We start from the raw sequence: 12,295 nt of genomic DNA, 5'->3' as shown, positions 1-12,295 counted from the left end.
GCGCCGTCTTGCAATGGGGCGGACGCCGCCACGATGACGCAGCGACGCGTCGTCGCGCCCGCCTGGCGGTGATGCGCGCGACCCGCAAAGGCGGCGCATACGGGAAAACCCGCGCGGTTCTGTCACGAAAATATGAGCGGTCCGCAGGCCGTCTGTTAACCGCCTGTCGAAGCCTGTCGGCTTGAATCGGCCCACCATGGCAGTCTCGATCGGACCCTTCTCTGCGGCTCAGGCCTATCAACGGGCCAGCATCGGCGCGCGCGATGCGGCCCAGCCGCGCGGCGCTCCGGCGGCGGAAACGGATGGGCGGTCGGCCGTCGGCGCCGTCGAGGAGCTCAGCGCGGAGGAAAAGAAGCAGGTCTCCGACCTGCGCAAGCGCGACGCGGAGGTGCGCGCGCACGAAAACGCCCACGCGGCGGCCGGCGGCGGCCATGCCGGCTCGCCGTCCTACGAGATGCAGCGCGGGCCGGACGGAAAATCCTATGCGGTCGGCGGCGAGGTGGCCATCGACACATCCGCGGAGAGCACGCCGGAGGCCACCGCGCGCAAGATGCAGGTCGTCATCCGCGCGGCGCTCGCCCCCGCCGATCCGTCGCCGCAGGACCAGCGGGTTGCCGCGGCGGCGCGCCAGACGCTCATCGCCGCCCAGGCCGAGGCCCGCAAGGTGCGGGAGGCGGAACGCGGCGGTGAGGAGACGCAGCCGCCCGGCGACAGTGCGCCTGCGGGTGACGCGCAGGACGCGGTCCGCGCGCCCGAACCCGCCGGGGACTCCTTCGCCGCGGCAGACGACAGCGGACGCGGACAGACCGAACAGGCCCGCGCGGCGCAATTCTACGCGGCGCGTGGCGAGCGGCCGGATGTCGGGGGTACGGGATCGTCACCGGGTATCTTCGGCGGGGATCGGGCGGAGACCAGCGCACCGGTTTTCGCGGCCACGGGCGAGTTGGTCGGATTCGGCGACGCGCCTTTATCGCCAGCCGGGCGCGATCCGTTCACCGATCGGACTGAACAGGCCGATCGGCGGCTGACCGCGTCGCGCGCCTACGGCGGCGGCGCGAGCGATGATGGCGCCGCGCGCGTGTTTCAGATCCTGAGCCGCTTGTAGCCGCGCAGTCACAGCGAGTTGCGGGTATCCAAGACGCACGAAAAAGCTCCCCGCGATCCGCGCCCCTGCTCATGTGAACGATGGGATCGCGGATCGGGAGAGGGGTCGGTATGTCGCTACAACCGATCGCAGGCCTCCGCCGCGGCACGGATTTTCCGCCCGCCGCCGGAGGCCTCCGTCATGCCTACTTGGGCAACGCGCCGGTGCTCTTGGCGATATGCGTGGCAATCGCGTCCATCAATGCCGGCGACAGCGCGTCATAAGGCTCCAGACCGAGTTCTCTCAGCCGGCCGCGGATCTCGTCCATCTTCTCCGGCGGCGTGCCGGACTCGATGATCGAGGAAACGAAGGCGGCGAATTCGGGCGCGGCCCAGCCGCTCTGGTCCGAAAGCTCCGTGTGCACGAAGTCGAGACCGTAGAACGGGTGGTCCTTGTTCTCGATGCGGCCATACATGTGCACGCCGCACTCCTTGCAGGCGTGGCGCTGGATGGTGGCGCTCGGGTCGACGATCTGCAGCTTGTCCTCGTTGGCGATGACCGAGAGCTGATCGCGGCCGACAACAGCGACCTGCGAGAAGGTGGCGCCCGACGGTTTCCAGCACTTGGTGCAGCCGCAGACATGGTTGTGCGCCGTCTGCGAGGTGATCTTCACCTTCACAGGATTGGTGCGGCAGTGGCAGGTCAGCGTGCCGCCGTTGAACCCGGCCGCCGCCGGCTTGACGCCGCCATCAACCGCCGGGTGGATCTTGACATGCGTGTAGCGCGGCGCAGGCGATGAAGCCTCCGCGCCGCCGAATAGCGTGCTCATAATGCCCATGAGGAATTTCCCCCGCTCCGGATCACCTTGCGTGCTGATGGACGTGTCAGGACGCGCCAGGGTGATCGCGCTCAAAGTAAAGAAACTTGCTGTCCGCGGTACACCGCGCGCAGGCTGTTTCCGCTCCGGTTTTCTGTCGTTGTCGATACGGTCTGTCTGCCGATGCGTAATATTACCGCGTCGCCACGGGCGTTTACTATCGTACGAAGGAGCCATAGCCGCGGGCCGTGCGGGCGTGTTCTTCGCCATCCACGGCGGGGCGCGGCCGGGTGTTTTCATCGAAGTATATTGACGACAGTTCGCTGATCATTTTTCAAAATTTACTGATATTTCTGATTTTCATTTTTGCCAGCACACTGAACAGGTAATAAATTCATTTGCGGCATAGCAAGTTTCGTTGAAATGCAATTTCAATCAAAGAGAGTATTGCTTATCTTATCTGGGGATATTTGGATATGAACGCCCGGTCGGGGCGCCAGGAGTGATGAATGAGTATTCATCACTGCATTGCCACGAAGTCTATGCGGAACACGGTGATCGTGCTCGGCAATGAGCTGAAATTCGGCTGAGCGCTGCTGAAATTCGGCTGAGCGCTCCGGCCGGCTCGATGTGAAGCCCGATGTGAAGCCGGCTTGGCCGGCGCGGTCTGCCGCGCCGGCGGTGGTGTGTCCGTGATCCGCCCGGTTGGACGGCTGCGGGACGGCTGTGCCTCAGATGTCCAGAAACACCGTTTCATTGTCGCCCTGCAGATGGATGTCGAAGGTATAGATCACCTCGCCGTCGCGTTCCGAGCGCTGGGCGATCAGCGTCTCGCGGCGCTTCTCCAGCTCGATCAGGTTGAGCACGGGATCCTTGGCGTTGGCCTCGGTCTCGTCGGAGAAATACATCCGCGTGTTCAGCCCGATGTTGATGCCGCGCGCGACGATCCAGACATTGATGTGCGGCGCCATCGTGTGGGTGTGGCGCCCGCGCACGGCGCCCGGCTTGATCGTCTTGAACGTGTACAGGCCGGTCTCGAAGTGCGAGCCGGTGCGTCCCCAGCCCCGGAACGTCTCGTCCAGCGGCTTGCCCTGGGTATCGTCGGGGTGGTTGTAGCGGCCATCGGCGTTGGCCTGCCAGATCTCCAGCAGCACATCGCGCAAGGGCGTGCCGGTTGAATCGAACACATGGCCCTTGATGGTGATGCGTTCGCCCTTGGTCTCGGGCGTCAGCATCGTGTCGCCCAGCTGGTTTTCGAAAATGTCGAAGCCGGCCTGTTTCGGGATCAGCCCGATATGGACGTAGGGACCGGCGGTCTGTGACGCGGTTTCGCGCAGGTAATCAAGCGGTTGAACCATGGCTCAGTTCCCCTCCAGGCGGTTTTCGAACATCGTCGAGCGGCGGCCACGCAGCACGATGTCGAACTTGTAGGCCAGCGTGTCGATCGGGATCGAGGCGTTGAGATCCAGCGGCGCGATGAGCTGGCGGATGGCGTCGTCGTCGGGAATGCCGCGCACGATCGGGCAGCTCCAGATCAGCGGGTCGCCCTCGAAGTACATCTGGGTGATCAGCCGCTGGGCGAAGGCCGGGCCGAAGATCGAGAAGTGGATGTGGGCGGGGCGCCAGTTGTTGACGAAGTTGCGCCACGGATAGGGGCCCGGCTTGATCGTGCGGAACATGTAATAGCCGTTCTCGTCGCTCAGCGTGCGGCCGCAGCCGCCGAAGTTCGGGTCGATCGGCGCCAGATAGGTGTCCTTCTTGTGGCGGTAGCGGCCGCCGGCGTTGGCCTGCCAGAACTCCAGCAGCGCGTTCGGCTGCGGCCGTCCGGCCTCGTCCAGCACCCGCCCGTGCACGATGATGCGCTCGCCGATCGGATCGCCGCCGTGTGCGTAGTTGCGGATCAGGTCGTTGTCGAGCGCGCCGAGTTCGTTGTGGCCGAACACCGGGCCGGTGATCTCCGACAGGGAATTCTGCAGCGACAGCAGCGCGTTCTTGTGCGAGCGGGTGACGCTGGTCTTGTAATGCGGGGTGAGCGCTGGCGGATGCATGGTCCGGTCGCGCTGGAAATATTCGCCCTTGGGCGAGGTCGGGTGCTCCATGGGGATCCTCCATCGTGGCATGAAACGCTGCCATTGATGGCCCCAGCATCCGGGCGGGTGACCGGACCCGGCCTTGACGCAGATCAATTCGCGAAGGAATAACCAATAAAAATCAATCGCTTTGTACGCATTGCGGTCAGAATTCCGGCTAAACCGGTTTAGGTGGAACGCGTTTGGGCGGAATGCGGGTCATGTCCATCGCGCGATGGGGCCAGGCGCCCGGGGAGGGGCAGGCACCTGGCCGCTCGGGATCGCGCGCCGCTTACGGCACCGCGATCTGCAGCGTCTTGTTGGCGCCGATCACCTCGATGCCCTTCGTGCCCCGGTTGCTGCCGATGTCGGCCGCCTCGGTGTAGGGGGTTACGACCGGCAGGCCGATGCCGGTGATGCAGCCGATTACCTCGAAGCCCCAGTATTCCGGCTGCTTGACGTAGACCAGAGGCCGAAGGGTGATCTCGATGTTGGTCGACGGCTTGTCGCCGCTGACGATGAGAATGAAGGTGTTCGGCAGGAAGCCGGGATGCACCTGTGCCTTGTCGAAATCCATCAGCTTGCAGGCCTGGGGAGCCGGGCGGGCGGCGAACGTCTTGATATCCTCGTGTTTCATGGCAATTCCTTTAATAAAAATGTTAAGTTGCTTGGAAAATACGCCGAAGCGCGATGGGATTTATATCCCGGTGGCGTGCGAATACATGTGGCAATTGCCACGGGTGCGACATTTTTCAGATTTTACGACGGGCGCGCGCAGGGGCCGGACACGCGGCGGGTCAGTCGTCGAGGAGATCGCCCAGATCGCGGGCGCCGTGGATGACGCGGACGATCTCCACACCCGCGGCCGTCGTGCGGTACAGGATCAGATAGCTGCCGACCGGAAACGCGCGGGCATTGGTGCCGATATCGGTTCGCTGGCGCCCCAACTCGGGATGCCGTGCGAGCAACGCGAATTTCTCGTGGAATAAATCGGCGAGGCGATCTGCGGCGGTGAGGTCATCGGGTGCGATCGAGCACCAGATGTCCAGCATGTCAGTGTCGGCTTGGTCATTGACGACAAGTCTATCGATCATTTCCCGCGCGTTTTTGTCGCCGCGCGAGTTCCTCGCGGGCCCGAAATTTGAACTCCTTGATGTCGAATGCGCCGGCCGAACCGCTTTCTATGCCTTCCTGCCAGGCCTTGCGCAGGCGCTCGATATCGGCTGCTTTTGCCTGCTGCTTCAGCGTCCAGTCGCGCATGGCGTCGCGGATGACCTCGCCGGTCGAGGCGTAGTCGCCTGCGTCCACAGCGGCGCGCATGCGTGCGACGAGCTCCTCGGGCAGCGAGACGGAAATTTTTTCAACCCCAGACATCCGGGTTCCTCGCGAAGATCAGGATGGATGCGCGATCATAGCAAGAATTCGGCGCGAAGGCGACGAAGGCCTCACAGCCCCGCCCGGACCGCTTCGAAGGCGATATAGCCGCCCAACCCGAGAATGGCGAGGAAGAACAGCCGCCGGAACTGGGCTTCCGAGAGGCGTCTGCGCACGCGCTGGCCCAGCCAGACGCCCGACAGTGCCGGGATCACGGCGAGCACCGAATAGATCCCGACGCCGGGCGGCACGATGCCGCTTGCGCCCAGCGCCAGGCCCAGCGCCACGGTGGAGCCGAGAAACAGCATGCCCATCGCCTGGATGAACTGGTCGCGCGTCAGGCCGAGCCCTTGCAGGTACATCACTCCCGGCACCGCGTAGGCGCCGGTCATGCCGGTCAGCACGCCGTTGACCGCGCCCGTGAGCGGCCCCAGCCAGGGCTCGTGGCGTTTGGGCACGGTGATGCGAAGCCCGGCGAGGCTGGTCAGCGCATAGAGGATCAGAAGCGCGCCCAGCAGGCCGGCGAGGACATTCAGATCCATGCGCGTCAGCGCCAGCGCGCCGATCCACACGGTGAGGGTCGCCAGCAGTAGAAACAACCGGATCCGCCGCAGCACCAGATGCGCGCCGCCGCCGGCCATTGCCTGCCACACGTTGGTGAGAAACGCCGGCACGATCATCAGCGCCATGGCCTGCGGCAGCCCGATGACGGCGGTCAGGATGCCCAGGCTCACCGTCGGCAGGCCCAGCCCGACGACGCCCTTGACGAAGCCGGCGAGCACGAAGACGCCGGCGATGACGATCAGCAGGGGCGTGTCGAACATGAGGGCGTTCCGGCGGGCAACAGGGCCCGCGACAATGCCCGCCCCCGCGCCGATTGCCAAGGGGGCGCCGTCCGGCCCGCGGCTCAGGCCTTTCTCAACGCATCCGCCGCCCATGCTTCGAGACGGGCCTGATGGCCCTCCTCAGCATGACGTTGAGCGGGTGGCGGGCCGTATGCGGGGAGATGGCCATGTGCGTGTAGATGAATGAGCGCTCCCGCTTGATGCCCGCCCCACACCCAACGTCACCCTGAGGAGCCCGGCGCAGGCCGGGCGTCTCGAAGGGCGGGCAGCTTGCGCGATCGGCTCGCACGCCTCATCCGGCGCTGACGCGCCACGGTCTCCCCGGCGGGGAGAAGAAAGGACTACGCCGACGCCCGCCGCATCCGCACCCTCTCCCCGCCGGGGAGAGGGTTGGGGTGAGGGCGCCTACAGCGCCTCCAGAAACTTCTTCGCCGCCTCGCCGTGCTCAAAGCGCAGCTTGCCGACGTCCATGTGGGTCGGCAGGCAATCCTCGACCTTCCAGTCGCCGGCGATCATCACCCGGTCGGCCTCATGCGCGCCGCAGAGCACGAGCGTCGCCAGCGGGTCGCCGCCGCCGGAAAAGCGCAGGTCGTCGAGCCGGTAGAACGCCATGTCGGCCTGCATGCCGACGCGGATCGCGCCGATGTCGGTGCGGCCCAGGCAGCGCGCCGATCCTTCGGTGGCCCAGCGGAAGGCGTCGAAATGGGTGACGCTTGCCGCGTCATAGGTCAGCCGGTTGATCATCAGCGCGTGACGCACGCCTTCCATGAGGTTGGAATTGTCGTTGGACGCGGAGCCGTCGACACCGAGGCCCACGGGGGATCCGGCGGCCTCCAGCTCCTTGGTGCGGCACTGGCCCGAGGCCAGAACCATGTTGGACGTCGGGCAATGGCAGACGCCGACGCAGTGATGCCCGAGCTTCCTGATCTCGTCGTCGTTGAAATGGATGCCGTGCGCCAGCCACACGCGCTCGTTGAGCCAGCCGCATTCCTCCAGATAGTCGACCGGGCGGCACTGAAAATGGTGCTCGCAATAGTCATCCTCATCAAGCGTTTCGCCCAGATGGGTATGCAGGCGGCAGTCGTATTTCTCAGCCAGAGTGACGCTCTGGCGCATCAGGTTTTTCGTCACCGTGAAGGGCGCGCAGGGGCTCAGCGCCACCTGGATGAAGGCGCCGTCGGACGGGTCGTGGTATTTCTGCAAAACCCGCTCGCAGTCGGCGAGAATCGTGTCCTCGTCCTGCACCACGGCGTCGGGCGGCAGGCCGCCGTCCTTTTCCGAAAGATTCATCGAGCCGCGCGACACGGTCATGCGGATGCCCAGCCGCTGGGCTTCCTCCACCTGGATGTCCATGGCGCCCTCAAGCCCCGCGGGGAACAGGTAGTGGTGGTCGGCGGCCGTGGTGCAGCCGGACATCAGCAGTTCCGTCAGCGCCAGCCGCGTGCCGAGCCGAAAACTCTCCGGCGTCACGTTCTTCGCCCAGATCGGATAGAGCGCCTGCAGCCAAGGAAACAGCTCCTTGTTGATCGCCTGCGGATGCGCGCGGGTCATCGTCTGGAAGAAGTGGTGGTGGGTGTTCACCAGCCCGGGAATGATCACATGGGAGGAGGCGTCGAAGGTCTGCTCGACGGGCAGCATCGGCTGCTGGCCGGCGGCGACCAGTTCGATGATCACGCCGTCCTCGACGACAACGCCATTCTCGGCGCCGTCGGCCAGAATGGCGATGGGGTTCTTGATCCAGAGACGCATGAGGTGGTCCTTGTCATTGGACCTGCAGGCTTGGATAGCGGCCGGGGCCGCCCGAGTTCCGCGCAGGGGCTGAGGCGTGCTTCGCGCGGAAGCAGCCGTGTATGTGTCATTCAGTAACGGACATCCGGCATGGGGGTGCCGGCGGGCGCGCCGCATTGTCGAAGAGCTTTGGCGATTGCGCAAGAGGGCTCGGGGTGTGTGCCCTGTTCCCTGCGGGGCCTGCGGGGCCTGCGGGGCCTGCGGGGCCTGCGGGGCCTGCGGGGCCTGCGGCGTGACGCGGCAAGTCTGGCCGTGACGCCGGGACCTTGACAGATCATACCAAATTTTGGCAATCTTTGCCATCGGCAACGCGAAGGCGAAATCCCATGGCGACGATGAATGTGTCCCTGCCGGACCTGATGAAGGACTGGGTCGAGGAGCAGGCCCGCTCGGGCCGCTACGCCAACGCCAGCGACTATGTCCGCGACCTGATCCGCCGCGACCAGGAGCGCGCCGACAAGATCGCCGCCATGCGGGCGCTGATCGACGAAGGTCTGGCGGATGTCGCCGCCGGCAGGGTTCATGATTTCGATGCTGAAAAGATCATCCGGCAGGCGAGGGCGCAATTCACAGAAAGCTCACTCTCCGAATAACGGATCAGGCGGAGCGCGATCTGCAAGATATCTGGTCCTACATCGCGCGAGACTCGCCTGACGCCGCAGACAATTTCCTGCGGCAGATCACAATCCGCTTTGAGCCTTTGCGCCTTGCCCCGAATATCGGCGCCAAGCGGGACCAGTTGGCGCCGGGATTGCGTGTGCATCTCCATCGCGGTTACGGGATCTATTATGTCTTCGACGAGTGGGAGCTGATCATCCTGCGCGTGGTGCACGGCGCGCGCAGCGTTGAGGATCTTTTTTCCTGATAGCTGCCCGGGTGCCCGGGACTGACCCTCACCCTTGCTTCGCCGCCATCACCTCGATCTCGACCAAAAATTCCTCGCGGGCAAATCCCGAGACGATCATCAGCGTGGAGGCGGAGGAATTTCCGCATCGTCGCTGAAACGCGCGAACGGCGTGCGCATCTGACTGGATGGGATATGCCCGAGCATGGGCCGCCTCAGTTAATATTATTCATATACTGTAAAATATTCATATTCCTCTTGCGTTATTTGAAACATCTTTATTGGGTTGCCTAGTCCCCCAAAAACGATAGATGACGGAGCTGAATCAAGCAACACGTAAAGGCTTCGATTGCTATCAATTCTGTCGCCAATACTCGTGCCATGGAAATCTCCGTTGCAGGTCGATACTGTTCTGTCAGAAATCATTGTTGCATTCGGATCTGGACCCCGATCAGGAGTTCCTGGACATATCATCTCAATTTTGCTTTTTGAATTTTCCGGCACACCCAAGAAAGCAGGTTGCCATACCCCTATTCGAGGCCGTACCTGGACCCATATTTTATTTTTTTGCTTCTTAATTGTACACTTGAAATTGTGCTGCTTATTAATAGTATTTGTGTTTCTTCCCTCGACTGCGTCAGCAACCCTTTCAGCCCAATTCTCATTGTCCAAGGTAATATATAGGCGAGATGTGATTGCGGATGGAATTAGATCCCGATCCAGATCGGTTGGAAATATTCCAATTATCGGAAATCCAGATCCTCTTTTACTTAGGGCGCGATCCAAAGCGTAATATAATTCCTCTCGGCACGCTTCACTCCTAAGACTGCTCTCTGTCACATAGATAGCCCACGCATCAGTTTTTGTCTCATCGCTTATAAAGTTGTCTATTTGCTCCCAAAGTCTTTTTCCTCCAAATAATTTTGTTTTATCTACATGCACATCGATTTTGTTTTCTTTAAGCTTCGTTGCGATATAGTCTATATCGTTCTCTTCGTTATCCTTCCATGCATATGTCAGCCAAAGGCGCTTCATTTTCTGTCCTTTTCAATACTCGGGAGAATATCCCAATTATGATTTCAATTTTCGATAATTCTATAAGTTAGAATTTTTATTGACCTCGTATAAATTTACAATGGTATTCATAAAGTAAAATACATGGTAAATGAGCGTTTATCGCATGTATCAATTGGGAAGCTGAAATTTAAGATCCTGACCGAGACGATGTAAAATATCGATCGAACGCTAAATCGAACCCAAACCCCATCAACGTTGTTCCGATGATATGCAGGGTTACCATGCCGTCGAGATCCTTGAGCCGCATGACACTTTTGCCTAAATTGACCGTAGCGTAAAGTTCGCACTCCGGTGACGGCGGCACCAGAATTATCGCATTCCTGCGCCACAATTGCCGACCGAGGCGTCCTCGGGCACCGCAATGGCAAATAATGAAGCGGCGACGCTTACTTCTCTTGGGTTTGGCAGATTGGTGTTTGGTCCGAAGCGGAAGGGATTGGTTGTGCCGGGCAGAACCGATGCATTGCCGCGACCAGTCGGCAGTAGCCATATGCGCCAGCCCGTCCAAATCAGCGTGCCGACGGCTATACCGGCGATGGTCATTGGCGCCGGTTCGTGTCTGCGCGATGGTCATCTGTGGCGGGGCAGAGAAATTGGGCCTATGCGTTATACCGGTGTCGGCACAGACCGCGATCAGCGCTGACAGCGCATCGATTACGTCGGGGATCGTCATCCCTCCTTCGCCGCCATCACCTCGATCTCGACCAGAAACGCCTCGCGCGCGAAGCCCGAGACGATCATCAGCGTGGAGGCGGGCGGCGGGCTTTTGATAAAGCGGTCGCGCGCCGCCATATAGCCCGCCAGGTGTTCGCGGCCCGTCACATAGGCGTTGATGCGCACGATGTCGGCAAGTTCCATCTCCGCCGCGCGCAGCAGGGCGCCAACCGCCTCGAAACACAGCGCCGTCTGTTCTTCCACAGTCCCGGGGATCGCGTCGTCGGTCGCAATGCCCAGCTGGCCGGAACACACCAGCAGCCGGTGGCCTTGCGGGATCACCACGCCGTGGCTGTAGCGGGCGAAGGGCGCCCGGATCGTCTCGGGCGTCAGATGCGTCAGCATGGCTCAAATCCTTCTCGGCTCGGCGCGCGGGCGCCGCGTATGCAATCCCGCATTATGCGCGCGCGTGCGCCGGCGCAAGGGGTGCGGACGGCGATGTTTCAGTCGCGCCATGCCGCTTTTTTGGGCAGGTCTAATGCGCTAGTCTGCCTGCGCAACGGGCGGTCCGGCGCTTCGCGGCGCTGGCACGGCTCTTGCGATTTTTGCCCGGTTGCCCGCAATGACGCGGGCGGCCGACAGGTCAGGCCGGGTCTGACCGGTGACTGGCATCAGGAATTGCGCGCGGCCGCAACGCCGGAGAACGCGCGCAGGGTGGAGCTGCATCATGAAGCAACTGATCACATTCGCACTTGCCGCGGCGGCGCTTTCCGCGACGGCGACCCTTTCCGTGCCGGCACTCGCGCTCGACGAGGTGAAATTCGGCACCAACTGGCTGGCCGAGGCCGAGCACGGCGGTTTCTACCAGGCGGTGGCCGACGGCACCTATGAGAAATACGGCCTCGACGTGGAGATCGTGCAGGGCGGACCGCAGGCGGCCAATCAGGCGCTGCTGATGGCCGGCAAGATCCAGTTCTACATGCAGGGCAACCTGATCGGCTCGTTTTCCGCGCTGGAGCAGGAGATCCCGGTGGTCAATGTCGCGGCCATCTTCCAGAAGGATCCGCAGGTCCTGATCGCCCATCCGGACGCCGGCATCGAGACGTTTGGCGATCTCGCCAAGCTGCCGACCATCTTCATGGGCAAGGACCTGTTCGCCACCGGCTTCCAGTGGATGAAGAAGGCCTATCCGGGCTTCCGCGACGAGCAGTACAAGCCGTATACCTTCAACCCGGCGCCGTTTCTGGCCGACAAGCAGTCCGCGCAGCAGGGCTACATCACGTCCGAGCCCTACGCGATCGAGCAGGTCGGCGGCATCAAGCCGAAACTCTTCCTGATGGCGGACGCGGGTTTCGACACCTATTCGACGATGATCGAGACGACGACCGGCTTCCTCGAGGCCAATCCAGATGTGGTCAAGCGCTTTGTCGAGGCCTCTATCATCGGCTGGTACAACTATCTCTACGGCGACAACGCCGGCGCCAACGATCTCATCAAGGCCGCCAATCCGGAAATGACCGACGGCCAGATCGCCTTCACCATCAAGACGATGAAGGACTTCGGGCTGGTTGAATCCGGCCTGGCGCTGGAAAAGGGCATCGGCTGCATGACCGAGGAGCACGTGAAGACCTTCTACGACAAGATGGTCGACGCGGGCGTCGTCAAGGCCGGCATGGACATGTCCAAGGTCGCGATGACCGACTACGTCTGCAAGGGTCTCGGCATGGACCTGAAGAAGTAGGG

Annotated in this window: 15 protein-coding genes and 1 pseudogene; 4 read left to right on the top strand and 12 right to left on the bottom strand. The window is 62.4% G+C overall.

The genetic code is table 11. From position 1 onward, the window contains the following. The first annotated feature begins 196 nt into the window (after positions 1 to 196). Positions 197 to 1,105 carry a putative metalloprotease CJM1_0395 family protein gene (locus D1F64_RS20385; RefSeq protein WP_117413920.1) on the top strand — a complete coding sequence of 303 codons (909 nt, stop codon included), beginning with the start codon at positions 197 to 199 and terminating at the stop codon, positions 1,103 to 1,105. Positions 1,106 to 1,289: 184 nt separating this feature from the next. Here the strand turns inward: D1F64_RS20385 and gfa are convergent, their stop codons facing one another. From gfa to D1F64_RS20345, 8 genes are all read right to left on the bottom strand, one after another. Next, positions 1,290 to 1,913: an S-(hydroxymethyl)glutathione synthase gene (gene gfa, locus D1F64_RS20380; RefSeq protein ID WP_205470821.1), complete on the bottom strand. Its 624-nt coding sequence runs from the start codon at positions 1,911 to 1,913 to the stop codon at positions 1,290 to 1,292. A gap of 719 nt (positions 1,914 to 2,632) precedes the next feature. Next, entirely contained in the window at positions 2,633 to 3,259 is a 627-nt protein-coding gene (gene pcaG / locus D1F64_RS20375) for a protocatechuate 3,4-dioxygenase subunit alpha (RefSeq protein ID WP_117413918.1), read from the bottom strand. Positions 3,260 to 3,262: 3 nt separating this feature from the next. Further along, a complete protein-coding gene (pcaH, locus tag D1F64_RS20370; RefSeq protein ID WP_248304526.1) occupies positions 3,263 to 4,000 on the bottom strand; it encodes a protocatechuate 3,4-dioxygenase subunit beta in 738 nt (245 codons plus the stop codon). A gap of 262 nt (positions 4,001 to 4,262) precedes the next feature. After that, on the bottom strand, positions 4,263 to 4,607 hold the full coding sequence (locus tag D1F64_RS20365; protein WP_117413917.1) for a hypothetical protein: 345 nt from the start codon (positions 4,605 to 4,607) through the stop codon (positions 4,263 to 4,265). 160 nt (positions 4,608 to 4,767) lie between these two features. Continuing rightward, entirely contained in the window at positions 4,768 to 5,064 is a 297-nt protein-coding gene (locus tag D1F64_RS20360) for a type II toxin-antitoxin system RelE/ParE family toxin (protein WP_256372882.1), read from the bottom strand. Beyond that, positions 5,054 to 5,290, bottom strand: coding sequence for a type II toxin-antitoxin system ParD family antitoxin (locus D1F64_RS20355; protein WP_248304525.1), 237 nt, complete (start codon positions 5,288 to 5,290; stop codon positions 5,054 to 5,056). Before D1F64_RS20355 ends, D1F64_RS20360 begins: the two co-directional genes overlap by 11 nt. Positions 5,291 to 5,415: 125 nt before the next feature. Then, positions 5,416 to 6,168, bottom strand: coding sequence for a sulfite exporter TauE/SafE family protein (locus D1F64_RS20350; protein WP_117414744.1), 753 nt, complete (start codon positions 6,166 to 6,168; stop codon positions 5,416 to 5,418). Between the two features lie 426 nt (positions 6,169 to 6,594). Next, entirely contained in the window at positions 6,595 to 7,938 is a 1,344-nt protein-coding gene (locus D1F64_RS20345) for an 8-oxoguanine deaminase (protein WP_117413915.1), read from the bottom strand. Positions 7,939 to 8,303: 365 nt separating this feature from the next. Between D1F64_RS20345 and D1F64_RS20340 the strand changes: the two genes are divergently transcribed. Continuing rightward, on the top strand, positions 8,304 to 8,570 hold the full coding sequence (locus tag D1F64_RS20340) for a type II toxin-antitoxin system ParD family antitoxin (protein ID WP_117413914.1): 267 nt from the start codon (positions 8,304 to 8,306) through the stop codon (positions 8,568 to 8,570). Then, positions 8,543 to 8,842, top strand: a complete 300-nt coding sequence (locus D1F64_RS20335; RefSeq protein WP_117413913.1) for a type II toxin-antitoxin system RelE/ParE family toxin — start codon at positions 8,543 to 8,545, stop codon at positions 8,840 to 8,842. The genes D1F64_RS20340 and D1F64_RS20335 overlap by 28 nt, the downstream gene beginning before the upstream one ends. 28 nt (positions 8,843 to 8,870) lie before the next feature. On the opposite strand, the pseudogene D1F64_RS24900 reads toward D1F64_RS20335, so the two are convergent. From D1F64_RS24900 to D1F64_RS20325, 4 genes and pseudogenes are all read right to left on the bottom strand, one after another. Next, positions 8,871 to 8,954, bottom strand: a pseudogene (locus D1F64_RS24900) (RidA family protein); the annotation flags it as partial. 92 nt (positions 8,955 to 9,046) lie between these two features. Then, positions 9,047 to 9,856 carry a toll/interleukin-1 receptor domain-containing protein gene (locus D1F64_RS23620; protein ID WP_162901680.1) on the bottom strand — a complete coding sequence of 270 codons (810 nt, stop codon included), beginning with the start codon at positions 9,854 to 9,856 and terminating at the stop codon, positions 9,047 to 9,049. A 169-nt stretch (positions 9,857 to 10,025) separates the two neighbouring features. After that, positions 10,026 to 10,571, bottom strand: coding sequence for a hypothetical protein (locus tag D1F64_RS23615; RefSeq protein WP_162901679.1), 546 nt, complete (start codon positions 10,569 to 10,571; stop codon positions 10,026 to 10,028). Further along, entirely contained in the window at positions 10,568 to 10,957 is a 390-nt protein-coding gene (locus D1F64_RS20325) for a RidA family protein (RefSeq protein WP_117413912.1), read from the bottom strand. Before D1F64_RS20325 ends, D1F64_RS23615 begins: the two co-directional genes overlap by 4 nt. A gap of 322 nt (positions 10,958 to 11,279) precedes the next feature. On the opposite strand from D1F64_RS20325, the gene D1F64_RS20320 reads away from it, so the two are divergent. Further along, positions 11,280 to 12,293 carry an ABC transporter substrate-binding protein gene (locus tag D1F64_RS20320; protein WP_117413911.1) on the top strand — a complete coding sequence of 338 codons (1,014 nt, stop codon included), beginning with the start codon at positions 11,280 to 11,282 and terminating at the stop codon, positions 12,291 to 12,293. Positions 12,294 to 12,295: the final 2 nt, after the last annotated feature.

Origin of the sequence: Breoghania sp. L-A4, assembly GCF_003432385.1 — a bacterium.
Classification (GTDB): Bacteria; Pseudomonadota; Alphaproteobacteria; order Rhizobiales; family Stappiaceae; genus Breoghania.
Note: the sequence above shows the minus strand (reverse complement) of the source record. Positions and strands in the feature narration are given on the sequence as shown.